Annotated in this window: 13 protein-coding genes; 5 read left to right on the forward strand and 8 right to left on the reverse strand. The window is 66.4% G+C overall.

Features of this window, described 5'->3' with window-relative positions:
* Together IBX18_RS32345 and IBX18_RS32350 are read right to left on the reverse strand one after the other, a co-directional pair.
* Positions 1 to 1,227, reverse strand: coding sequence for a beta-ketoacyl synthase N-terminal-like domain-containing protein (locus IBX18_RS32345; protein ID WP_194837272.1), 1,227 nt, complete (start codon positions 1,225 to 1,227; stop codon positions 1 to 3).
* Positions 1,224 to 13,865 (reverse strand): amino acid adenylation domain-containing protein, encoded by a 12,642-nt coding sequence (locus IBX18_RS32350; protein ID WP_194837273.1) that lies wholly within the window; start codon positions 13,863 to 13,865, stop codon positions 1,224 to 1,226. Before IBX18_RS32350 ends, IBX18_RS32345 begins: the two co-directional genes overlap by 4 nt.
* A gap of 221 nt (positions 13,866 to 14,086) precedes the next feature.
* Here IBX18_RS32350 and IBX18_RS32355 point away from each other — a divergent pair, with 221 nt between their 5' ends.
* Genes IBX18_RS32355 through IBX18_RS32375 form a run of 5 tightly spaced genes read left to right on the forward strand, consistent with a single transcriptional unit; the run spans position 14,087 to position 17,342 of the window.
* Positions 14,087 to 14,674 carry a hypothetical protein gene (locus IBX18_RS32355; RefSeq protein WP_194837274.1) on the forward strand — a complete coding sequence of 196 codons (588 nt, stop codon included), beginning with the start codon at positions 14,087 to 14,089 and terminating at the stop codon, positions 14,672 to 14,674.
* Between the two features lie 2 nt (positions 14,675 to 14,676).
* On the forward strand, positions 14,677 to 14,859 hold the full coding sequence (locus IBX18_RS32360; RefSeq protein WP_194837275.1) for a hypothetical protein: 183 nt from the start codon (positions 14,677 to 14,679) through the stop codon (positions 14,857 to 14,859).
* The gene (locus tag IBX18_RS32365) at positions 14,856 to 15,848 is read left to right on the forward strand and encodes a copper resistance D family protein (RefSeq protein ID WP_194837276.1); all 993 of its coding nucleotides are present in this window, start codon (positions 14,856 to 14,858) and stop codon (positions 15,846 to 15,848) included. Before IBX18_RS32360 ends, IBX18_RS32365 begins: the two co-directional genes overlap by 4 nt.
* A gap of 56 nt (positions 15,849 to 15,904) precedes the next feature.
* Positions 15,905 to 16,570: a 4'-phosphopantetheinyl transferase superfamily protein gene (locus tag IBX18_RS43250; RefSeq protein WP_194837277.1), complete on the forward strand. Its 666-nt coding sequence runs from the start codon at positions 15,905 to 15,907 to the stop codon at positions 16,568 to 16,570.
* Positions 16,515 to 17,342: an alpha/beta fold hydrolase gene (locus IBX18_RS32375; RefSeq protein ID WP_228542105.1), complete on the forward strand. Its 828-nt coding sequence runs from the start codon at positions 16,515 to 16,517 to the stop codon at positions 17,340 to 17,342. The genes IBX18_RS43250 and IBX18_RS32375 overlap by 56 nt, the downstream gene beginning before the upstream one ends.
* On the opposite strand, the gene IBX18_RS32380 is transcribed toward IBX18_RS32375, so the two are convergent.
* From IBX18_RS32380 to IBX18_RS32405, 6 genes are read right to left on the reverse strand one after another with little or no spacing between them, the layout of a single operon-like run.
* Positions 17,328 to 18,092: an enoyl-CoA hydratase-related protein gene (locus tag IBX18_RS32380; RefSeq protein WP_194837279.1), complete on the reverse strand. Its 765-nt coding sequence runs from the start codon at positions 18,090 to 18,092 to the stop codon at positions 17,328 to 17,330. The two genes, IBX18_RS32375 and IBX18_RS32380, sit on opposite strands and share 15 nt — an antisense overlap.
* 30 nt (positions 18,093 to 18,122) lie before the next feature.
* On the reverse strand, positions 18,123 to 18,488 hold the full coding sequence (locus IBX18_RS32385; protein WP_194837280.1) for a VOC family protein: 366 nt from the start codon (positions 18,486 to 18,488) through the stop codon (positions 18,123 to 18,125).
* A 60-nt stretch (positions 18,489 to 18,548) separates the two neighbouring features.
* Positions 18,549 to 18,956, reverse strand: coding sequence for a DUF6157 family protein (locus IBX18_RS32390; RefSeq protein ID WP_194837281.1), 408 nt, complete (start codon positions 18,954 to 18,956; stop codon positions 18,549 to 18,551).
* 30 nt (positions 18,957 to 18,986) lie between these two features.
* Positions 18,987 to 19,823 carry an ABC transporter permease gene (locus IBX18_RS32395; protein ID WP_194837282.1) on the reverse strand — a complete coding sequence of 279 codons (837 nt, stop codon included), beginning with the start codon at positions 19,821 to 19,823 and terminating at the stop codon, positions 18,987 to 18,989.
* A complete protein-coding gene (locus IBX18_RS32400; RefSeq protein WP_194837283.1) occupies positions 19,807 to 20,766 on the reverse strand; it encodes an ATP-binding cassette domain-containing protein in 960 nt (319 codons plus the stop codon). Before IBX18_RS32400 ends, IBX18_RS32395 begins: the two co-directional genes overlap by 17 nt.
* A gap of 40 nt (positions 20,767 to 20,806) precedes the next feature.
* The gene (locus IBX18_RS32405; RefSeq protein WP_194837284.1) at positions 20,807 to 22,012 is read right to left on the reverse strand and encodes an acyl-CoA dehydrogenase family protein; all 1,206 of its coding nucleotides are present in this window, start codon (positions 22,010 to 22,012) and stop codon (positions 20,807 to 20,809) included.
* Positions 22,013 to 22,158 lie beyond the last annotated feature (146 nt).

A 22,158-nucleotide genomic window follows, 5' to 3' on the forward strand; every position in this document is an offset into this window, starting at 1 on the left:
CTACCTTCCGAGCACCAGGCTGGTATTGAAGCCGCCGAATCCGTAGCTGTTGGTAATCGCCACGGCATCCGGTGCAAGGGGCGTACCGAGGCCGGGGTGGCGCAGGTTCGATGAGATCGGCGTAGTCAAACCGACCGTCGGGTGCAGTACGCCCAACTCGAGTTGGGTCAGGGTGGCGATGCACTCGACCAGGCCCGAGGCGGCAAGAGTATGGCCCGTAATCGATTTGGTGGCATTGAGCCACGGCGGTTCGGCCAGCTCGCCGAATACCTTGTCCAGTGCGGTCATTTCAGCGCTGTCACCGACCACCGATCCGCTCGCGTGCGCGTTGACATAGCCGATGCGGTCGGGAGTGATACCTGCGGATTCCATTGCTCGGCGCATTACTTCGGACTCGACGTCGACATCGGGTTCCGGTCCGGCCGACGCATGTAGGCGGTGTGCCCACCCGCGCACCTCGCCGTACGTCCGGATCCGACCAGGCCGCGAGGACGAATTCCCTTCCAGGACAACGGCGGCGGCCGCCTCCCCGGGAATGAGTCCGGCTCGGTCGGTGGACAACGGAACGCTCATCTGGTCCCAGCTCAGCGCACCCGCGTTTGCCAAGGCCCGCAGTTCCACCAGAGCCGGTACACCCACCGATCCGACAACCACGCAGATGTCCGCCTCGTCGGTGGCGAGCAAGCGGCAGCCGGAAATCAGGGCCGCGTTCCCACTCGCGGAGGCCGCACCCACCTGTAGCCCCGGGCCGGTGATCCGGAGCACGTGGCTCACGACCGAGAGCAGGTGCGAGTCCATCAGGCTCAACGACATTCGCGGCGACACATACGTCTCGCGGCCGGCGAACCGCGCACCGACCTCGTGCATGGCCGCGGAAGTCAGGTTGTTGCCCGCCGCGACCAGCGCGATCCGCTCCGGCGGCGGGCCACCGTCGAGCCCCGCGTCCTGCCATGCTTCGAGCGCGGCCAGCACACCGGCGCGCACCGGCACCTCCGACCGTGCGCAGGTTTCCCTTGCGCGCGTGGCGATTTCCGCATTCGGATACCGCTCGAGCGCGCTCTCGAAGTCGAGCGGGGGAAGCGGTGCCCGGTACGCGGGAAGATCGGGTTCGGTCGCCGCGCGGATGCCGGTAAGGCCGCCGAGAATCGCCGCGGCGAAGGCCTCGCGGCCTACGCCGACCGCGCTGACCAGACCCAACCCGACCACGCGTGGGTGCGGACGACTCATGCGCCGCCGCCGAGAATCGCTGAGATCTCGCCCAGGGTCATCGTCTTGGCAAAGTTCGACACCGAAAGCTTGATGCCGAGCGATTCCATGGCACGGATGAGGACTTCCGCCCGTTCGATGCTGGCCAGGCCCAGGTCGGACAGCGTGCTGTCCGCCCGGACCGCGGCGGCGGGCACCTCCGGCGCGACCTCGATCACGGCGTCCACCAGTTCTCGAAGCATCGCCGGCTCGGGTTCCGGATCGAACGGTGCCGGGCCGAGGTCGGCGACCGGCGCTTCATCCAGTTCGAGCAGGAGCAGGGATGTTGTTCTTGCGTCGGAGTAGGCGGGTCGGCCGTTCGATTCGACGTGTGACGCCACCGGCCGGGCCGGCCACAGAGGCTCCGGCGCGGCCGCCGCAGCGGGTTCGGTGGCCGCAAGCCACATTCGAGTCCGGCGGTAGACCGGCGCGGGCAACGGCTTACGGACGCCGTGCCAGGACGGATCGGGCGCGGAGACGACGGCATGGGCGTTCGTGCCGCCGAGACCGAACGCGGAGACACCGGCGACCCGTTCCGCGTACCGATCTGGCCACGGGATCGCCTCGGTCACGGGAAAGAACGGCGAGGCGGCAAAGTTGAACCTCGGGTTCGGCTGGTCGCAGTGCAGCGTCGGCGGGATCACGGCGTGCTGCACCGCAAGAATCGCCTTCACCAAACCTGCTGCACCGGCAGCACCCAGCAGGTGCCCGATATTGGACTTCACGCTGCCGACCGCGCACGACTGCGGCGCCACGGTTCCGTCGAACACATTGCTGAGCGCTTTGAGTTCGATGGGATCACCGATCAAGGTGGCCGTGCCGTGTGCCTCGATCATGCCGACCTGCGCCGCGGTGCGGCCACTGGTCCGCAAGGCGTGTCGGACAACTCGCTCCTGGCCGTCGATGCTCGGCGTAGTCAGCCCCATCGTCCAGCCGTCGTTCCCGACGGCTACACCGTCGATGACCGCGCGAATCGTGTCGCCGTCGGCGATCGCGTCCTCGAGTCGTTTCACCAGCAGGACGGCGCACCCCTCCCCCGGTACGAAACCGTCGGCCTCCGCCGAAAAGGTCCGGCATGCACCGTGACTCGACAATGCGCCCATCGCCGAGAACTCGAGATAGGGCTGCTCGTCGAGCAGATACTCCGCACCGCCCACCAAGGCGACCGAGATGTCGCCCTCGAGCAGGCTCTGCCGGGCGAGCGCCAACGCGGTCAGCGGCGATGAGCATGCGGTGTCGACAACCAGTGCGGGGCCGCGCAGGTCATAGACGTGCGCGGACAACGCGGCGATGAAGTTCTGGTCGCCTCCGGCACCCGCGTGACCGTGCTGCTCGATCGAGCGCCTGCGGTAGTCCGACATTCTGGCGCCGATGAAGACGCCGGTATCGGTACCGGCGAGATCAGTGCGCCGGTAGCCGGCGTCGGCGAGGCAGGCGTCCACGCCTTCGAGTACCAGTCGTATCGTGGGATCGATCGAGATACCTTGTTCCGCAGTCAATCCGAACGCGCCAGGGTCGAAAGTATCGACCCCCGAGACAAATCCGCCCCAACGGCTGTTGGTCTTGCCGTGGCCCGATGCCGCCGCGTAGATGGATGCGGCGTCCCACCTGTCCCGGGGTATCTCCTGGATCGAGCTGGTTCCGCTGAGCAGGTTCGACCAGAACTGGTCGAGTGTGTCGGCCCCGGGGAATCGGCACGACATCCCCACGACCGCAACGCGGCCCAGGCCGGGCCCTCGCGTCACCGGCTCATCGATATCGGAGTGAGCCGGTCCCGCAGCAGGATTCGCCGACGGAATATCACCGAGTACCCGCGCGATCCCCCGCAGCGTGGGGTGCGCCATCAGATCAGTGGGTGCCACCGGTCGGCCGAGCGATTTCTCCAGCGCGACGGTGAGTTCGGCGAGCGCCACCGACCCGACGCCGAGGTCGTGCAATGCGGCGTCCGGGTTTAGGTCGGCACCGGAGAGTCCGAGTACCTCTTCGAACACCTTCGTCAGCGCAACGGGGATCTCGCCGGGCGAGCCATGCTGTGGTTCGGCGACCGCGTGCCGCGCCTCGTGGCCGCGTGGCTGCTCGAGCAGCCTGCCGAGTTCGTGGCGCGCCCGCCCGGTGACCACGACGGTGTGCGATGTCAGTCGCCCATCGATGGCCAGGTCCAGCACCGCCAAGCCGTCACTGACTCTCAACACGTCCAGGCCGACGCCCCGGGTGTCTCCGCCACCCATTCCGCCAACCTCCCACTCGGGCCAGGCGATGGAGACGACACCAGGAAGCCGGTGCCGTGCCGCCGTCTCGTCGAGATAGTGGTTGGCCGCCGAATAGGCACTGGCGCCCGCCGCCAAGGCCGGGAATGTGCCCGCGACCGATGAGAAGAGAATGATGAAATCGGGCTGCGCGCTGTCGATTTCGGCACCGTTCGGCGATTGCCAGAGTCCGCACTTGGCATCGAATACCCGCAACTGGTCCGACAGGTCCGCGGTGGCGAACTCACCCACCCCGGGCATCACGCCCGCGCAGTGCACCACGCCCGCCCACGGGCCCCAGCTGCCGCACAATGCCGCCAGCTCAGGCCCGGCGAGATCGCCGATGTACAGCTCGACCTGCACGCCCGCCGCCCGAAGCTGATCGATCCGGCCATGAATTCGCTCCGCGCGCTCGCCGCTTCCGCGCTCGGGAACACCACGGGCGCCGCACAATACGATCCGCCGAGCACCGCGCTCCGCGAGGTGGCTCGCAACCAATAGACCGAGCCGACCGGTCCCGCCGGTCACCAGATAGGGACGTTCCGGATCGAGCAGGCGACCTCGACCTTCCCGGGGCTCAACGCTCGCCAGGGTCGCGAGATGTCGTATGCCGCTGCGATATTCGACCTGGATATCAGGACTCTCGACATGGGCTTCGATCCGGCGTACCAGATCGACGCCCGTCTCATCGGTGGTCAGTAGGGTGCCGACAAAGGTCGGCGCTTCCGCGGTGAGCGCCGAGACCAGACCGGCCTGGTCGGATCCCTCGGCATGACTCTTGGCACGGCCGATGTGCAGCCAGCGAACACGACGCCTCGAACGCGCGGCCGCTTGCACGAGTTGCCATCGGGCACGGCGGTGGGTAACCGGGTCGTCTCCGAGATCGCAGACATCCACGATCGCGTCTGTTCTGCCGCTGAGGGATTCGAGGAGTCGCTGCGCCGCACCAAGATCCGAAGGAAGGTCGACAACGAGGTGGCCGGCGGCGGCAACATCCGTTCGGAAGCCGTGACCGGAATCGGCCATGACGAAGGCCAAACGCGGCCTCGCCGAAGCAATGGGCGGTTGTTCCGTCTGCGGAACCCACTGCACCTCGGCCAGCATTACCTCGGACGACAGTCCATTGTTCCGACGGCCTTTCGAGACCTGGCCCGCCCAGCCGGTACCCGGGTAACGAATCGCCGGGTTGTACCAATGCGACTCGGGCTCGAACGGATAGGCCGGAATATCGAGCAGGCGACCCTGCGAATTCGCAGGCACCGCAGCCCAATCGATCGTCTCGCCGGCGAGCCATCGCGCACAGAGCAGTTCCGTCTCGGTAACGGCAGGCTCGGGTTTCGCGGGCGTATGCGAGCCGGCGAGGAAAAGCCGAAGCGAGTCGCGGACTTCCGCGACCGAGGATGCGACGACGGCGAAACGCTCGGCCATGGGCTGGCGGCAAACCTGCAACGTGAACGCGAGGTCGCGTAGCCGCACGTCGTTTTCGCGGCCCCGGGTACCGACGGCGCCCCGTCGTGCCGACCGATCGCCGAGAGCCCGGCTGATCTCTTCGGCCAGCTGATCCGGTCGAAGCGTGGTGTTCACCGACCCGAGCAGCTGCTCGATCCGTTCGAGCACCGCCGAATCGCTGTGGCTCGCCACGGTATCGGCCGCCTCGACTGCGCTGATGTCCAACCACGCGAGCAGACGCTCCGCAGTTCTCCGCAGCGCCGACGCACTCTTGGCGGAAAGCACGATGAACTCGGGTTGCGCGGCAGAAACCGCGGGCACAGCACGAACGGCGGGTGCCTCGCCGACGACGACGTGCGCGGTGGAGCCACCCGCGCCGAACGAGCTGATACAGCCCACCCTGGGCACGTCGGTGCCGCTCGCCTGCCAGGCCGTTCCGTACTGCTGCACGTGTACGGCAGCGGCGGTCCAGTCGACAAGTGGATTCAGTTCTGCCGCATGCAGTGTCGGTGCCAACCAGCGGTGCCGAAGCTGCAGGATCACCTTCATCAGGCCGGCGATCCCCGCAGCCCCCTCCAGATGACCGATATTCGACTTCACCGATCCGATCGGACGCGTCGGATGGCCCGTCCCGAGCACCCGGGTCACCGCCTCGACCTCGATCGGATCGCCGATCCGCGTCCCGGTGCCGTGTGCCTCGATATAGCCGATCTCGGCAGGCTCGACACCCGCGTTCGCGAGCGCGGTTTTCATCACGGCGGCCTCGGCGGCGGGATCAGGCACCTGATAGCCGTTTACGCGGCCGGTGTGCCCCACTGCCGACCCTCTGATGACGGCGTGGATGCGGTCACCGTCGGCGACGGCCTGCTCGAGCGTCTTGCAGACCAGCACGCCCGCGCCCTCGCCCGGCACGATGCCATCGGCACCCGCACCGAACGGCTGACAACGACCACGGTCCGACGTCATACCGAGCTGGCGCTGTTCGATGAGGCGCATCGGGTGCGTGACCAGGTTGACGCCCCCGACCAGAGCGACCCCGCATTCGCCCGCACGCAGGCTGTGGCAGGCGAGGTGCACCGCGGTGAGCGAAGCCGAGCACATCGAATCGACGGTCATGCTCGGTCCGTGGAAGTCGAAGGCGTAGGACACTCGATTGGCGATGCCCGCGGTGGACGAACCGGTACTCACCAAGCGCCCGTTAGCCCGCTCCTCGACTCCGACGAACGAGTAGTCGCTGTACATCGTGGCGGCGAAGACACCGACCGAGCCGTCGTACTCACGCGTGAGGCGAATCGGCGGATACCCGGCATCCTCCAGCGCTGCCCACGCGACTTCGAGGAACACCCGCTCCTGAGGATCCATCAGGTCGGCGTCCATCGGGGTGATGCCGAAGAACCCGGCGTCGAATTGTTCAGGTGCGTCGAGGAATCCGCCGCGCAGAATCCCTTCGGGCCATTCGTAGCCCTTGCGGCCCGGCGGCATCGCCCCCACGGCATCGACGCCGTCGCGCAGTAGTCGCCAGAAGGAGTTGAGATCGGATGCGCCCGGGAATCGGCCGGCCATGCCTACTACGGCGATGTCCGAGGCGGAATGTGCGACGCGCGCCGGTTCGATGCCGAGCACGGTCTCACTCCGATCGGTGCGCTCGATCGCGACGGCATCGGCGACCACATCGCGCAAGGTGCGATGCGCGAAGAATGCGGTGGCCTCGACCGGCATGTCACGATCGGTCAGTGCCGCGGCGAGGCGCTCGAGCGTGAAGGACGACCAGGCGCTCGTCTCCAATGGCACGTCCAGTTCGCCGTCGTGCGGCTGCCGACCGGTCGCCTCGACGAAGGCGTCTACGAACCTTGTCCACACTTCGCCGTCGAGGCTTACCGCTGCCGGGACACCCTCGGGGACGGTGCGGCGATCCCGCGGTAGCCGCGTCCTGAGCAGTGCCGTCCTCGGCAACGAGACCGGCTGCCCGGGCGCGGTATCGGGAGTCCAACTCTCGAGCGATCCCCGCAACCACAGCTCGAGGCGTTCGGCATCGTCGTGTCCCGGCTCGACCTGACCCCGCCGGGTGGGGCGGGCCAGGTGTTCGTCCGGAAACAACAGTGCAGCTTCGATATTCGCCCGCAGTTCGGCGACGGTCCGGACAGTGCTGCCCCACCGCCAGTTCAGTGCCGCCCGCCCGCGTTGCGTGCTGAACGCCAGGTCGTCGAGCGACACCGCGGTACTTGTGGCCAGCCACTCGCCGAACTGCCTGAGCGAAGCGATCAGCTGGTCACGAGTGGCCCCGGACCAGACCACGGCTCGCGGCTCGCTCGACTCGACACTGCCGTCACTGCGATCGTGCTGCCGATGATGCGCACGCAGGAGCAGATGGGCGAAACCACCTCCGGCGGCGAAACCTTGGACGACGGTGAGTGGTTTGCCTGCGCTCAATGGCTCACCAGTCCGGCTGACCCGCACCGGAAGGTACGGCCAGGGCACCATCGGATTCAGTTCCGCAGAGGCCGCCGTCGGCAGAATCGTGCCGTTCCCAAGTTGTGCGACGACACGGGCGAGCTGGGCGATCCCCGAAGCCGCTTCCGCATGTCCCAGAGTCGATTTGACGGTACCGATCGGAACGGGCGCACCGTCCACGCCCCGCTCACCTAGGACGCGCGAGAGAGCCTCGACCTCGGCGGCGTCGGCCAGGGGTGAACCGGCGGCCGCGCACTCGATGTATCCGATGTCGTCCGGGGCGGCCCCGGCGCGGGCAAGCGTCTCGTGCAGCGATCGGACCATGCCTTCCACCGACGGCGACTCGAACCGCTGGCCGCCGCCGTGGTGCCCGGCGTGCGAGGCTTCGATGACCGCGAGCACGGTGTCGCCGGCCGACGCCGCCGCGGGCAGCGGGCGCAGCACCACGGCGCCGACCGCTTCGCCCGGCAGCCACCCGTTCGCCGCCGCGGAAAACGCCGGAAGGTAGTCCGCGTCGGGGTGTTCGACCACCAGGTTCCATTCGCGGAGCAGATCGAGGTGGCTGTCGTGCAGAATCAGATTCGCGCCGACGACCACCGCCGCCGAGCACTCGTGATGCGCCATGCTCTGGCGAGCGAGATGGATCGCGGTCAAGGTGGAGCAGCAGCCTGCGTCGACCGCGATGCTGGGGCCGTCGAAGCCGAAATGGTGCGAGATGCGCTGGCAGATATCGGAACTCAACGTGCCGGCCCGCCCCCGCGTACCGTCGGCATCCCTGCTTTTGTCGAAGTCGTGCCACATCGTTGCCACGAAAACACCGATGCGACCGGCCGAGCGCTTCAGCTGATCGCCGGTGTACCCCGCGTCCTCCAGCGCCGACCAGACGCTCTCGACCGCCAGGAGCAGTTGTGGGTCGGTCTGGGCCGCTTCGAGCGGCGTCATGCCGAGCAGCTCGGCATCGATGAGGTCGACGGAGTCCAGCCACCCACCTCTGCCGCTTACGCCGCCGGATCGTCCTGGCCCCAAACCACTTCCGTTCGTCTGGAGCAACGTCGCCAGGCCGACCTCTTGGCAGCCCGGAAGCATGGCACTGAGGCCGATCAACGCCGTGGGCGACTCGTCCAGCTGTGCGCTGGCGCTACGAGACGTTCTTTCGTTGCTCGAGGAGACAGGAACTGGAGAGCCGCCACCCAGTAGCGAGCAGAGAAACAGATGATGTTCGCCGAGGTCGAGCGCGGCCCGCAGCGGGGCGAGCGAGACCTCGCCGATCGGGCACAGACCGAGACCCCATTCGGCTTGGCGCTCCTGGAGCAGCTGCGTCATGCACCCGGCCTCGATGGCCAGATACCGAGCAGCGTTCTCGCCGTACAGGGGCTCGATACTGTCGAGGGCGCCGATCAGGTAGATCTCGAACGCCGCCTGGTCGAACAGCTCTCTGTTGTAATAGAAATGGGCCTCGCGGGGTAGGCCGGCCCCTACACGTTCGAACTCGTGCGTCTCCGGCCGGTAGTAGTAGGTGCCGGGCGCTATACCGTTCACTCGGCCGTCGCGCACGAGCACATAGGTTTGCACCCCGTAGCAGTCACCGGCCGACGGGTAGCGATAGCGCTGCACTCCGTCCACCGGTGCCGCCAGCAGGGCAAGCAATTCCCCCAGGGCGGCAACTTCTATTGTGTCCTCGGCAAATTCGCGAACACTCCGACGCATCGCCCGTTCGTCGACAGTGCGACCTGCCAGCGGAACCTTCAACCGGTCCGGCTCTGCGCGACGTCTGTTTCGATGCTCCGCCTTGAACGCGGCACGGCTGTCCGAGGAGAAGAAGTCGATCTGCCCCGTTCCGCTAGCAACGGTGGGTTCAGCACTCTCCTCCGCAACCGCTACGTGGGACATCTGGCTCACCGGCTCGGCCGAGGACCCGGACAACGCCGCGGCGATCCCGCGCAGGGTGGGCTCCTCCAACACCTCCGCCACTCCGATCGGACGCCCGAACACCCGCTTGACGTCCTCCGATACCTTCACCAGCGTGAACGACGTCGCGCCCTGGTCCCAGATGTCCAGGTCGGGATCGATCGAATAGCCAAGGGCCGCAGTGAAAGCCGCCACCAGTTCGTCGAGTACCGCGACGTCGCCGGACCGGCGCACCGACGCCGGCACGTCCGCCGCGACCGGCACGGGCCACGGCAAGGCGTCGCGGTCCAGCTTGCCATTGGCGGTGACCGGAAAAACCTCCAGGCAGACCAGATGATTCGGCAGCATGTATTCGGGCAGGGAGTCCTTGCAGAAGCTTCTGATCGCGGGCAGCGTGACCGTCGCCGCCGAAGTCCGCACGTAGGCAACCAACTTGGTGTCGCCGATATCGTCTCGCCTGGCCAGCACCACCGCATCCAGCACGTCGGGGCAGCCGCGAACATGATGCTCGACCTCGGCCAGTTCGACCCGATACCCGCGGACCTTGACCTGGTGGTCGACGCGTCCCGCGAAGACGAGCTGAAGGTCACCTCCGAGATATGCCCGGTCCCCGGTAAGGTACATGCGGGCACCCGGCCGATCCGAGTGTGGGTCCGCGACGAACGAGCGAGCAGTCAATGCGCTTGCGCCCCAATATCCTTCGGCAAGACAGTCGCCGCCGATATAGAGATCGCCTTCGACCCCGATCGGGCACGGTGCCAGACCGTCATCGAGCACGTAGTACCGCGCGTTGTCGATCGGTCGGCCATAGGGGATGCTGCGCCACTGCGGATCCACCTCGTCGACCGTGAAACGATTCGACCAGACGGTGGCTTCGGTAGCACCGCCGAGGCTCTCCACCCGAACGTCCGGGCATACCTGGCGCAGTGCGGCGGGCAGATCGAGCGGGGTGTAGTCGCCGCTCGAGAAGATCAGTCGCAGCTGCGGAAGCGGGTCCTGCAGCAGCGGGCGCAGTTGCGCCAGGGCCGCGGGCGCGGAGTTCCAGAAGGTGATGCCGTCGGCGAGGATCCGCTGGAGCGCCGCCGGATCGCGTCGCTCCGTCGAGTCGGCTACATAAATTCGTGCGCCGACGCCGAGCAGGCCGAAGATGTCGAAGACGGATAGATCGAAGCCGAGCGCGGCGACCGCCAGCCCGTAATCGTCACGGTTGAATTGGTAGGTGCGCCAGCACCATTGCAGCAGATTCGCCACGGCGCGGTGGCTGACGGCGACCCCCTTGGGCGTGCCGGTCGTACCCGACGTGAAAATCACGTACGCCAGCCGCTTCGGGTCGTGCCCGGGTGCCTGCCACGTGCCATGGCCGGCGCGGCCGTATCTCGCGGGCGAAACGTCGATATGCCGGACCTCCGGCCACGAGGGCGCACTCTTGTCGCCGAGTGCGATCGTCGCGCCGGTTTGCTGGAGCACCGAACGCAACCGCTCGATCGGAATCGTCGGCTCTACCGGAACATAGGCGGCACCGACCTTGAGAACGCCGAGGACAGCGGCGACCATGGCGGCACCCCGGTCGCAGCCGACCACGACGAGATCACCTGGAACCACGCCGAGTTCGTGCAACTCAGCGGCGATCCGGTCGGCCCACCCGTCCAACTCGCCGTAGGTGACCCGGTCCGACGCGGTGACCACCGCGACGGCGTCGGGCCTGGCGGTTGCGGCCTGCTCGAATCGGGCGTGCGCGGCTACTCCGGCATCGAACGGGTGCTGAGTTCGATTGAACGCGTGAATGACCTGTCGATACTCGGCGTGCGTCAGCCGGCCACGAGGTGCGGTTGGCGGCTCGACCCCCGCAGCCAAGCTGTGCACCAACTGCGCGTAGCGCGCGAAAGCAGGCACTTCCCAGCCGTCGCCGAAGGCCGCCGGATCGATGTCCCAGCCGAACCGAAGAACCTCTCCCGCACTGACACTGACGCAATCGAGATGGACGCCCGGTGTCGCGCTACCCCATGCGGCCAGCCGATAGTCGTCTGCCAACCGCCATCGTGCGGCGTCGACGTCGCAGGTGAAGACCAGCGTCGCCGGCGCAGCGTCGGTGGTTGCCGCGCGGTGCAAGCGGCGTCGCACGCGTAGTCCTTCGACCTGGTCGGCCGCCAGGTCGGCGACGAGCATAGTGTGCAGCTCGGCGGCCAGCTCCCGCACCGCCACTGCCGGTCGGGTGGCGGCCACCCAGCTCAGACGGGTCAGGCCAGTGGAATTGGGGTGCTCTCCCCACCGCACCACGGTGACCGGCACCTCCATCTCCAGCTCGTCGGCGCACGCGGTCAGAAACGCGGCCAGCAGCAGAGCATCGATCGTGCAGCCGACAGCGTGTGCGGTGCGCTTCAGCCCGGCCAGGTCGGCAGGCACACCTTCGAGCCTCGAGCGCCGTGCCGAGGTGCCCTGCAGGCTGGGCCCTACCGCGTCGCCGAACTGCTCGTGCAGCGCGGTCAACCGCGCCTCCCAGTGGTCCGATCGGAAAACCGGTGGGCCGGCACGTTCCTGGTCGAGTATGTCGATCGGCGGGCCGGCCAGACGGCCCAATGGTCTTGCGCCACTCAGCATTCGCATCAGTTCACGGGACAGGAAGTGGCACCAGGGGGCGTCGAGCACCGAGATGTCGAGAGCGATATGGACCTGTGTGCGGCTTTCGTCCACGCTCGCGGCGACCGCTGCGGCAGGCCATGCACCGAGCGGTCGGCTACGTTGCAGAAGCAGCGACCGCACCGCGGTATGCACATCGCCACGATGTTCCCCGCCCGCAATCACTGTGTCCCCATCGATTTCACGCACCACCGGTACCCGCCAGGCCGTCGGCGGCTCGGCGAGCTCGACCACGCTCCCAGTGCTCGTGAGCCCGACCGCAAGGAGTTCGTAGGTGCCGAACCAAGCGGCTACCGTCTCGGCCAACCGGTCCAGCGCACCCGACGGCACGTCATAGGAGAAGGTCACGTTGCAGCCCTGTGCCGTGCCGGCCTCGGTCCGCGCAACGACATAGGACTCTTGCAGCGCCGTCGGGGTAACCGGCAAGGCGACGGTCGCCGTGCCGAGACTGCGCAGCAGATTCTCGAACTCGGCCATGGTGATATCGATCGGCGTGGACCAGGCCCGCGGATCGGCTACGTCCCACCGAAACCGCAGTGCGCCTTCGTCCTGCCACACTTGGCAGTCGAGGGCGACGCCGGAGGTCACCACGGACTCCCACTCGATATGGCGGGCGAAGCTGTCGGCGTCGCGGGCCGGAACAGCGTCGATCATGCTGGTGAAGGCCAGCCCGATATCGTCGATCGCGTTGTGCGCCAGGTCTTTCGCGCCTCGCCGGGCCGCTCGTGCCACCGCGACCGCGGACAACTGCGGATTCTCCAGTCCGTGCCACACCTGGCCGTGGACAGCCGCGGCCAACTCGGCGAAATCGAGGCGATCGTCGGCGATAACCGGGATCGATGAGCTGAACGGGCCCATCGACGTCTCCGATCCCCGGGCGAGCCAGGGCCGACTGCTCAGCGTGACAGCAGCGATCACGCTGCCGCCGAGCGCGCGGACCTGACTGACGAAGAACGCCGCGAGTACCGCGCTGGGCGCGCTGATCTCGTGCTGCTCGGCCCAGCTACGCACCGACGCCCACTCTGCTGATGTCAGCGACCCGGACACGCTGTCCCGTCGCTGGCCGGTCGGCTTGGGTGGCGCAACGCAGCGCGGCGCTATGTCGCGTAGCGCGCCGAGGACTTCGCCACACGCTCGATCGAGTGGCGCCGTCGTCTTGGCGGTCAAAGTGGTGATGGCGGAACGGATTCCGCCGACGGGCGGTGCGGGAAGTGTCCGCCCCTTGTACAGCGCACCCCACTCTGCCAGCAGCAGCTCAGTGCTGTAACCGTCGAGCAGCAGCATGTCGAGCGTCAGATGCACGACCGCATCACCACGGTCGTCGACGACAACCATGGCCACCACGGCCGGGTACTTCGCTGCTTCACCTGGCTGACTAAGCGTGCTGGTCCGCGCCTCGGCATCCAGGTCCGACGGCTTGCGCACAACCGTCAGGAGCTGCCCCGGATCGACGGCGTCGACCTCGAGAACGCCTGCGGACGTCACCACCGACCGCAGCGCCTGGTGCCGAGCTGCCATCGCATTCCACGCGCCGACCAGGTGATCGACATCAACGGCAGGCAGATTCAGCCTGACGTACTGCCGGCACCCCACGGCATCGACGGTCAGTGTCGCGTTCGTGCCGATCAGATACGCCTCTTGCTGTGGGAGCAGCCCTGTCCCCGTGGCAGATTCGCCGATCTCGGGCTCGATGCCAACAGATCGCGTCGCCGTCGCCACCTGCCTGCTCAACTCGTCGAGGCCGGTGACCGCGAGCAGGGCTTGCAGGTCCAGTTCGACGCCGAACTCGGTCTCGAGCTCGACCCAGCAGCGGGTGACCGCCAGCGACGAGCGCCCGGCCAGCAAGGGCTTCCCGGTGTCTCGCGGATCGATGCCGAGCGTTTCCCGAACCACTGCTTCGACGCGGGTTCTCACCTGCTCGAGATCCATGAAGCAGCCTCCTGAGCCACTCGAGTTCTTGCGACAGCGACGCACGCGGCCGCCGGCACAGCCACGGTGCGGGCGGCTGCTGAGAGCCTCTCCCGCCCACGCCCCATCGGTCGGCCCAGAGTGGTCTTCCTGAGCGGATGCACATTTTTGCGCCCTCCGGCCCGTGGTTCGCTTGGAGGATGTGGTGTGAACCTCTATTCACACTCGAGCTGGGGGCCATAGTGGCAACAATCGGATCCGGCACAGACGCCAGGGAAAAGATACAACCGCGCAAGCCGGATTCCTGGGTCGCCCAGATCAACTCGGACAAGCACTACCAAGCGCTCAAGGTATATATCGCGCTCATCGTCGCGCACTGGGTGGAGCACGTCGTCCAGGCTTTCCAGATCTACGTGCTGGACATGCCGCGGCCGAAAGCCGGCGGCTTCCTCGGCTACATCGTCCCGGTGGTCAACAAGAACGAGTTGTTGCACTGGACCTATGCCGTGCTGATGATCATCGGATTGCTGCTGCTCCGCGGCGGCTTCCAAGCACGGAGCCGCAAGTGGTGGACCATCGCCCTCGGTATTCAGACGTGGCACTTCGCCGAGCATTCCTTCCTGCTCACGCAGTACTGGTCCGGCATGAATTTCCTGGGAAAGCCCGCGCCGACCAGCATCATTCAGACGTTCTTCCCCCGGGTCGAATTGCATCTCGTCTACAACATGGCCGTCATGCTGCCCATTCTGGTCGCATTGAGCCTGCACTGGTTCAGCCCCAAATCCGCTGGCTCGCAGGGTGATTGCAACTGCCGAGCGCATTTCCGCTGAGCATGATGAACGCGCTGAGCCAGTTTCTGGCCGAACACTTCTTTCACCTGGTTACCGGCGGATTCATCATCTGGTTCCTGCGGAAGGCGGTATCGAACGCTGTGCGTCCTGCCGAGGACGATGACGCCCCGGCCGACGAGGACACCGAAGCGAACGAGCGCGCAGGCGAGAGCGCTCTTGGATGACCTCCACAGCCCGGGTAATGGTGGCCGGCTGCTGGGCGGCGATAGTGACCGGACTGTTGCTCGCCGGAACACAGCTCACCGGTATCGCCGAACCGCCACCGCCGGAGCTGATCGCCTTCGACCCGGGGGCGATCACTCGGTGGGGCGCGCCGTTGCTCCGCTTCACCGGGACGACAGCAGCCGTTCTGGCGGTCGGCACGCTGCTGGGACTGGTGATACTCGACGGCCTCCCCCGTCATCGCACAACCGTGGTGTCGTTGCGACGCGCCACCCGACTACTGGCCTGCTCCGCCGTGGTCGCGCTGATCCTGCAAGTGCTGCTGGGCATTTCGGCGATCGTCGGCAGACCCGCGCTCACCATCTCGGTCAGCGATTACGTCGCATGCCTGACCATGCCCGGCATCCTGTATTGCCTCGGCAGTATCGCGGGATTTCTCTGCTTGGCCATGCTGACCCGCACCAGCACAACGCCCCTGAATCTGCTCGTGGTCGGCATGGTGGCCACGTGCTTGCCCTTCGCGGGCGGACACCCCAGTTCGGCCTCGAATCACATTGTCAGCCTGGGCATGATCGTGCTGCACGTCCTCGCTGCGGCACTGTGGGTCGGCGGCTTGGCGATGCTGCTGATCGTCGGCGGCATCCTCGGCGATCGGGTGGCGATGCGGACCGTGCTGCCGAAATTCAGCCGGCTGGCGCTGCCCTGCGCGATCGCGACGGCGGTCAGCGGTTTCGGGAGCCTGCTCGCGCAGGCGCCCGAAGTGGGCGGATACTCCCGGAACTATCTCCTGCTCGTGCTCGTCAAAGCGGTCGGGCTGGCCGGACTGTTCTGGTTCGGCGCGTGGCATCGCCGCCACAGCGTTCCCGCCTCCATTCATGACCCGCTGTCCGCGAGATTTCTGCGCACTGGATTGCGGGAGGTGGCGCTGATGAGCGCCATCATCGCGGTGGCGACGGTGCTCTCGCGTACTCCCCCTGGGTCGTTCGAATGAAGCCGGCCCATTCCGCACTGCGACCCGCGGTCAGGCTCCACACGGACGAAGCCCACGTGTGGCTCGCCGCCACCGAAGAAGTCACCGCCCTCGACTGTTTGAGCTCCGAGGAGCTCCGCCGATGGAGTCGCATACTGCCGCGCGAGCCGCGGCGCGCGTTCGCGGCCGCTCATGCGCTCACTCGCCATGCCCTGAGTTGGTGCGTTCCTGCCGTGCGCCCCTCGGAATGGCAACTGCGAGCGTCGAAGCCACACGGGCGCCCCGAAATTTCCGCACCGTTGCTGGCCGAGAATATCCGGGTCAATCTCTCGCACACGGATGACATGGTGGCCGTCGTGGTCACACGCGCTGTGCCGTGTGGGATAGATGTCGAGCGACGGACCGATCCATCGACGGTCGCGCGCCTCTCGGAGCGAGTTCTCTCGGCCGCCGAATCGACCAGGATGCGCGAGCTCGCGCCAGACGCCCGCGCCGACCACTTCTGCCTGCTGTGGACGCTGAAGGAAGCGACAACCAAGGCGCTCGGCAAAGGTTTGAGCCTGCCCTTCGCGACCGTCGGCTTCGATTTCGATGAAAGCCACCAGCCGCATCGGGCCGACGGAGACCGCGAATGGTCCATGAAGTCGTGGCGCGCCTCGCCGCAGCACCACGTGTCGGTTGCCGTGCATGCCCCGGCTGTCGACTTCGTCATCCATAAACTTCCGGAAGAGATCCGTGTCTGAATCAACGCTTCCTCCAGTAGTTTTCGTCAATGCGCTCGGGCAGGGCCCGGCTGCTTGGTCTCGACTGCGGGACCGGATCGGGCGCCACCCGACCTCGGTGTGGAGTCCCGAGTTGTCGTGGACCCGAACAGGGCAGGAAGAACAACTCGCACGCCTGCTCTCCGGACGCTCAGCTCATCTGGTGGCTTGGTGTACCGGTCCGAAGACCGCACTGCACGTCGCGGCGGACTACCCGGAACTGGTCGAGTCGCTGGTGTTTCTCAACCCGTCGTTCAAAGGCCCTGGGCGACCACTGGATATCGATACCGAATACGAGTCGGAGTTGGTGGACCTGCTCAGCACCGTCCGGTCGCGGCCAGGCATGGCCGCTCGTTTGATCGACGCGCTGAACCGCCGTCGCGCGAGCAATCCGAGCTCGTCCATCGGCCTGCCCGCGGAACTGGACGACCCGGGTACTTCGGTCTTTCGCGACGCGGCCACCCTGATCGCCTACGCGGAGCGGCATCTGGAATTCTGGGCTGACGATCCGCTCATGGATCCACGGGTGAAAGCGCTCGAGGTACCGATCACCGTGGTGTCCGGAGCGCAGGATGTGGTCGTGGCACCCTCGGATGTCGCCCGGATCGCAGCATCCTTCCCACGCTCGAACTCCGTCGAGGTCAGCGGCGGCCACTTCGCCCTCTACACGCACAGCGACGAAGTCGCACAGGCCCTTTCGGCCCATCTCGCCGCAGCGGACGTCGAGCCGGGATCGCTGTCATTCCCACGGTAGGCGACCGGTCTGCGTCCACCGCTCGATCCGATGCGCCACACCCGGTGCCTGCATCGCGCCCGCCAGCGCGGTAGCCGCCCTGGTTCGGGCATCGGCGGGAAGCGGGTCGTAGGTATTGGTATACGTCTTGATCCTGGCGATCGTTTCACGGTCTATCCGCACGCTCCGTCGCGTCGCGGCGGTCGCCGCGTTCTCGAGACGGTCGTTCACCTCGTCCACCAGACCCAGCCGCGCCGCGTCGGCGGCGGTCAACGTGCCGGCCGACAGGGCCAGGTGGCGCGCCGGTCCGGGTCCGATCCTGCGGCGCAGGAACGGGTACACCGCGGCGGGCAGCAAGCCCCAAAGGGCCTCTGGCAGCGAGAATGTGGCGTCGGACGAGGCCAGCACGGTGTCGCACGCCGCAACCAATCCGACACCGCCGCCGGCGACCTGTCCGCCGACGACCGCGATCGACACGACGTCGCCGCAGGCGATGCGTTCGAGCACGGCGAAGAACTCGCCGGCGTTCGCGGCCGGTTCGGCGCGGTCGTCCCTGTCCTCGAAGTCCATGCCGGAGCAGAACCATGGACCACGATGCCCGAGTCGCAGGACCCGCACCTCGGGCGAACGCTCGATGACATCGAGCGACCGATGCAACGCCGCGATCAGGGCGGCGTCGATCGCATTGCGCCGGTCAGGCCTGTTGAGGGTGAGAGTGGCAGCAGCCCCCTTGACCACCAGGTCGAGGGGGCTGCCGGGATCCATACCCATTGCCGGATCAGCTGATTCGGGGCCGGAGCCTCAGTTCATCGGCGGCGCGATGCAGAACGGGTGCCCGGCCGGATCGAGAAAGACGATCCAGTAGTCCCCGCCCGGCTGGTACTCCGCCTTCACCGCGCCCGCCGCCAGCAACTCCTTCTCCGCGGCGGCGAGGTCCTTGGCTTCGAGGTCGAGATGGAACTGCTGGGGAATCTCACCCTTGGGCCAGACCGGTGCCGCGAAGTTGTCGACCTTCTGGAAGCCCAGTTTGAGGCCGGCGTCGTTGGCCAGATACGCCACGTTGTCGTCGCGGTGGACGATATTCCAGCCGAGAACCTTGGAGTAGAAGCCGGACAGGGCGTCATGGTCCGGGCAGTCGAGCGTGGTGCAGGTGTACGACGCGATCATGGGTGGCGACCTCCTGGGTCAGTTGTCGGAGAAATATGAGATGTGCACTGCAAAACTGATTCAGGCGCGCTTGCTACGGAGCGCCTTGATGACCTTGAGCTCTTCGGACTCGAGGTACTTGCCGTACTCCGGTGAATCCTTGGCGCACAGGGCGATCCGGCCCTCCTCGTCGAAGACCAAGCCCCAGCCGTGCGTCCTGGTCAAGGGCGAGGTCCGCAGGCACGGTTGTTCCTTCGAGAAGAACTGCTCGCGCAGATCGGCCTTCTCCGCCTCGCTCACCTCGAGATCCTGGCGGGCGAACCAGGACTCGAACAACACGTCTTCCTGCGTATAGGTGAACGGGTGCTCGGACAGCATCTCGTATTGGATCTGCGCGACGGATCGTGACGATCCGCGCGGGACCGGCGTCTTCCCGTAATCGACCTTGCAGTCGTCGGCGACTGCAATGAAAGTTCCCATATAGTTCATGGCGCCTCCTTCGGCACAGCTGACAATTACCTAACTTCGGCTAACCCGTCTCATCAGCGCGGTGAGGGCCGCGCCGATACTCAAGATCCCGACCAGAATGATGGCGATGAATGCCGGGGCGAGCGCCGAGACATTCCAATCCCCACTGAGCAGGCTGCGCAGGGCCTCGAGAATGTAAGTGACCGGGTTGACGTTGGCTACCGCGCCCAGCGCCCCGTTCAACTGGTCCTTCGGCAGGAAGGTGGTGGTCAGGAAGGCGAACGGGAAGAACAGGATGGTGGCCGACGCCACTGCGGCTGGACTGGCCGTCTTGAAGGCGATCGCGTACGTGAATCCCGGGAATACCATGCCCCACAATGCCGATATGGCGATGAAGACCAAGAATCCGAGGATGCCGTTGTAGAACCCGACGCCGACGATGAAGCCCAAGCACAGCACCGGCAGCGTCATCATGGCGACGAGCACGAAATCCGCTGCCATGGTGCCGATCAGTAGCGCGAGCCGGGAGACCGGCGTCATCAACAATCGGTCGAAGTAGCCCGAGTTCAAATCCGCGACCAGCGACGCCCCTCGGCTGATGCCGGTCACCGCGAAGACGATGCCGACGGGTAGCTGAAATGCCTTGTAATCAATGGCCAGCGCCGACTCGGTCAGTTTCTCGAGCGAGCCGATATTGACCGCCATGAAGAAGACCGGAATCATCAGCGCCGGGAAAACCGCCTCCGGCTCTCTGGGTAGCTGCCGGATCGACCGCCTGGCGATCACCGCGACATCGCGCAGGAACGACGAACCGCGCGGATCGAGTTCTGGATCTACCGCGAATTCCTCGCCGCCCGCTCGTATTTTGCCTTCAGTGGACTGGCTCATGCTCATCCTCCGTGATATGGCCGCCCGTGAGTTCCATGAACACGTCGTCCAAGGTCGGGGTACGCAGTGTGATATCGGCGAGTTCCAGCCCTGCTTGCTGGATCGCGATGGCGACATGGCCGATCGCCTGCGCCCCATCGGTGACCCTGGCCTCGATGCGCTCGCCCACCGCCGAGACCGATTTGACCCCGCGAATGGCGGCCAGCGGCCCCTCCGCCTGCCGGGCGTCGCCCTTGATGTTGGCCACGACGATGTCGTCTCGGACCGTCCGCTTCAACTCCAGCGGACTCCCCTCGGCGACCAGCCGGCCGTCGTTGATGATGCCGAGCCGGTGGGCCAGGAAATCGGCCTCTTCGAGGTACTGCGTCGTCAGCAGGATGGTCACGCCGAGCTGTTCGTTGAGCCTGCGGACCTCGTCCCACATCTGCTGCCTGCTCCGCGGATCCAGGCCCGTGGTCGGCTCGTCCAGGAAAAGCACTGGGGGACGGTGCAATATCGCCGTGGCGATATCGAGGCGGCGCTTCATGCCACCGGAGTAGGTGGAGACACGCTTGTCGAAGTCGCTGCCCAGATCGATCAGCGCCTCCAACTCGGCGATCCGCTTCTTGGCGACGGCCGGCTTCACGTTGTACAACTGCGCCTGCAGGGACAGCATCTCCCGGCCGGTCTGCAGGCCGTCGATCGCCGTCGCCTGCAACGCGGCGCCGATCCGCAGGCGGACCTCGGTGGGATGGTCGACGATGTCGTACCCCGCCACCATCGCTCGCCCGGAGGTCGGCAGCAACAACGTGCACAGAATCCGCACCGTCGTCGACTTGCCCGCACCGTTCGGTCCGAGCAGGCCGTAGACCTCGCCGCGCGGGATCTCCAGGTTGAGCCCCTCGAGCGCCACCTTGTCCTTGTAGGTGCGCCCCAGGTTCTCCGCAAAGATCGCGGGAGTCATCGTTTCTTCCTCACTGTCGCTCGAGTCCTGCTGCTGGTCGTCACAGCTGGAAGAACAGCCAGTCGTTGGGTTTGCCGAGCATCGCCTTCACCGCCGACTCGTACCTCGCCTGCGAAGCGAAGGCATGCTGGCTGATGGTGTGCGCGTCCCGGAAGTACTTCTCCAGTGGGCTCGACTCACGGAAACCGGTCGACCCCGCGATCTCATGGGTGATCTCGCTGATCTCGCGCGCCGTTTCGATCACGAAGCACGCCGCCAGCTGCATGGAGATGCCGTGCTCGGTCGTGACGAACTCGCCGGTCAGCTGGTGCTGCCACAGCTCATCGACGGTGCTGTACAGATAGGAGCGGGCGGCACGGTGCTTGGCCTCCGCCTTACCGAGCTGGCGCTGAACCGACGCACTATCCCCCAGCAACTCGGTCATGAAGTTGCCCCTTTTCGTCTGGACCAGCTTGGTGACCTCGTCCAAGCTGGCTCTCGCGACACCAAGTGCGGTGGCCGCGAAGGCCGAATGTCCCGACCATAGCCGTGAGCGGTACAGCGGTGCAGTGAAATAGCGATTTGGCTCACCGAGCGTCAGCGGCGCGACTCGTGCGGCGGGGACGAAGACCTGCTGGTAGGAGTAGTCGTGGCTGCCAGTTCCCTTGAGCCCGAGCACATCCCAGTTATCGACGAGCTCGCAGTCGCGGCGGTCCATCGCCGCGAGCAGCATGACGGGCCCGGCGGGCGTCATCTTCGGCTGACCGTTCTCGACGAGCATGGCGTACGCGGTCACCCAGCTGGCGATGTGCGCGCCGGAGGCGAACGAGGCCCGCCCGGAGATCAGGTAGCCGCCCGGTGCTTCGACCGCCATCGCGGGCGGAAACGCACCACCGCAGATGACCGCGCCTTTATCGGCGAAAACTTCCTCGACGCCCTCGGCCGACAACGCCATCATCGCGAAGGCCTGGCTGTTCATATTGCCCACCAGGAAGCCTGCGCTCGGATCGACGCGGGACAACTCCTCGACCAAGCGGGTCGCCTCGAGCGGATTCAGTTCCAAACCGCCCAGCGACTTGGGCACCTGAACCTGAAAAGCACCTGCCTCGACCAGCGCCCGGGCGGCGCCTTCCGGAAGCCTTTGTTGCGCCTCCCCTTCCGCAGCGCTCGTCTGCAAGATCGGAATCAACTTCTCCAGCATGTCGTCGACGATCTGCGCAGAAGAGTCGATCCCGGAATCGCGCAAGGCGGGTTCGATCAAGGTCATGTTTCCCCACTTGTGGTTCTAGGCGTCGCCTGTCCCTCGGAAGATTAGGGGCGGCAGCCGGACGGGACTGCGCAGAATTGAGCCTTCCGACCAGATGCGTCAGGCGCTCAACCTTGAGCCACGCACGCCCCACTCGCAGTCATAAC

This window comes from Nocardia sp. XZ_19_369, assembly GCF_015355715.1.
Lineage (GTDB): Bacteria > Actinomycetota > Actinomycetes > Mycobacteriales > Mycobacteriaceae > Nocardia.

Excerpts from the sequence above, each read along its gene's own strand:
- IBX18_RS32405 (WP_194837284.1), bottom strand. The coding sequence starts at position 22,012 with ATGACCTTGATCGAACCCGCCTTGCGCGATTCCGGGATCGACTCTTCT.
- IBX18_RS32375 (WP_228542105.1), top strand. The coding sequence starts at position 16,515 with ATGCCCCGGCTGTCGACTTCGTCATCCATAAACTTCCGGAAGAGATCC.
- IBX18_RS32380 (WP_194837279.1), bottom strand. The coding sequence starts at position 18,092 with ATGGGTATGGATCCCGGCAGCCCCCTCGACCTGGTGGTCAAGGGGGCT.
- IBX18_RS32345 (WP_194837272.1), bottom strand. The coding sequence starts at position 1,227 with ATGAGTCGTCCGCACCCACGCGTGGTCGGGTTGGGTCTGGTCAGCGCG.
- IBX18_RS32395 (WP_194837282.1), bottom strand. The coding sequence starts at position 19,823 with ATGAGCCAGTCCACTGAAGGCAAAATACGAGCGGGCGGCGAGGAATTC.
- IBX18_RS32390 (WP_194837281.1), bottom strand. The coding sequence starts at position 18,956 with ATGAACTATATGGGAACTTTCATTGCAGTCGCCGACGACTGCAAGGTC.
- IBX18_RS32400 (WP_194837283.1), bottom strand. The coding sequence starts at position 20,766 with ATGACTCCCGCGATCTTTGCGGAGAACCTGGGGCGCACCTACAAGGAC.
- IBX18_RS32360 (WP_194837275.1), top strand. The coding sequence starts at position 14,677 with ATGATGAACGCGCTGAGCCAGTTTCTGGCCGAACACTTCTTTCACCTG.
- IBX18_RS32350 (WP_194837273.1), bottom strand. The coding sequence starts at position 13,865 with ATGGATCTCGAGCAGGTGAGAACCCGCGTCGAAGCAGTGGTTCGGGAA.
- IBX18_RS32385 (WP_194837280.1), bottom strand. The coding sequence starts at position 18,488 with ATGATCGCGTCGTACACCTGCACCACGCTCGACTGCCCGGACCATGAC.
- IBX18_RS32365 (WP_194837276.1), top strand. The coding sequence starts at position 14,856 with ATGACCTCCACAGCCCGGGTAATGGTGGCCGGCTGCTGGGCGGCGATA.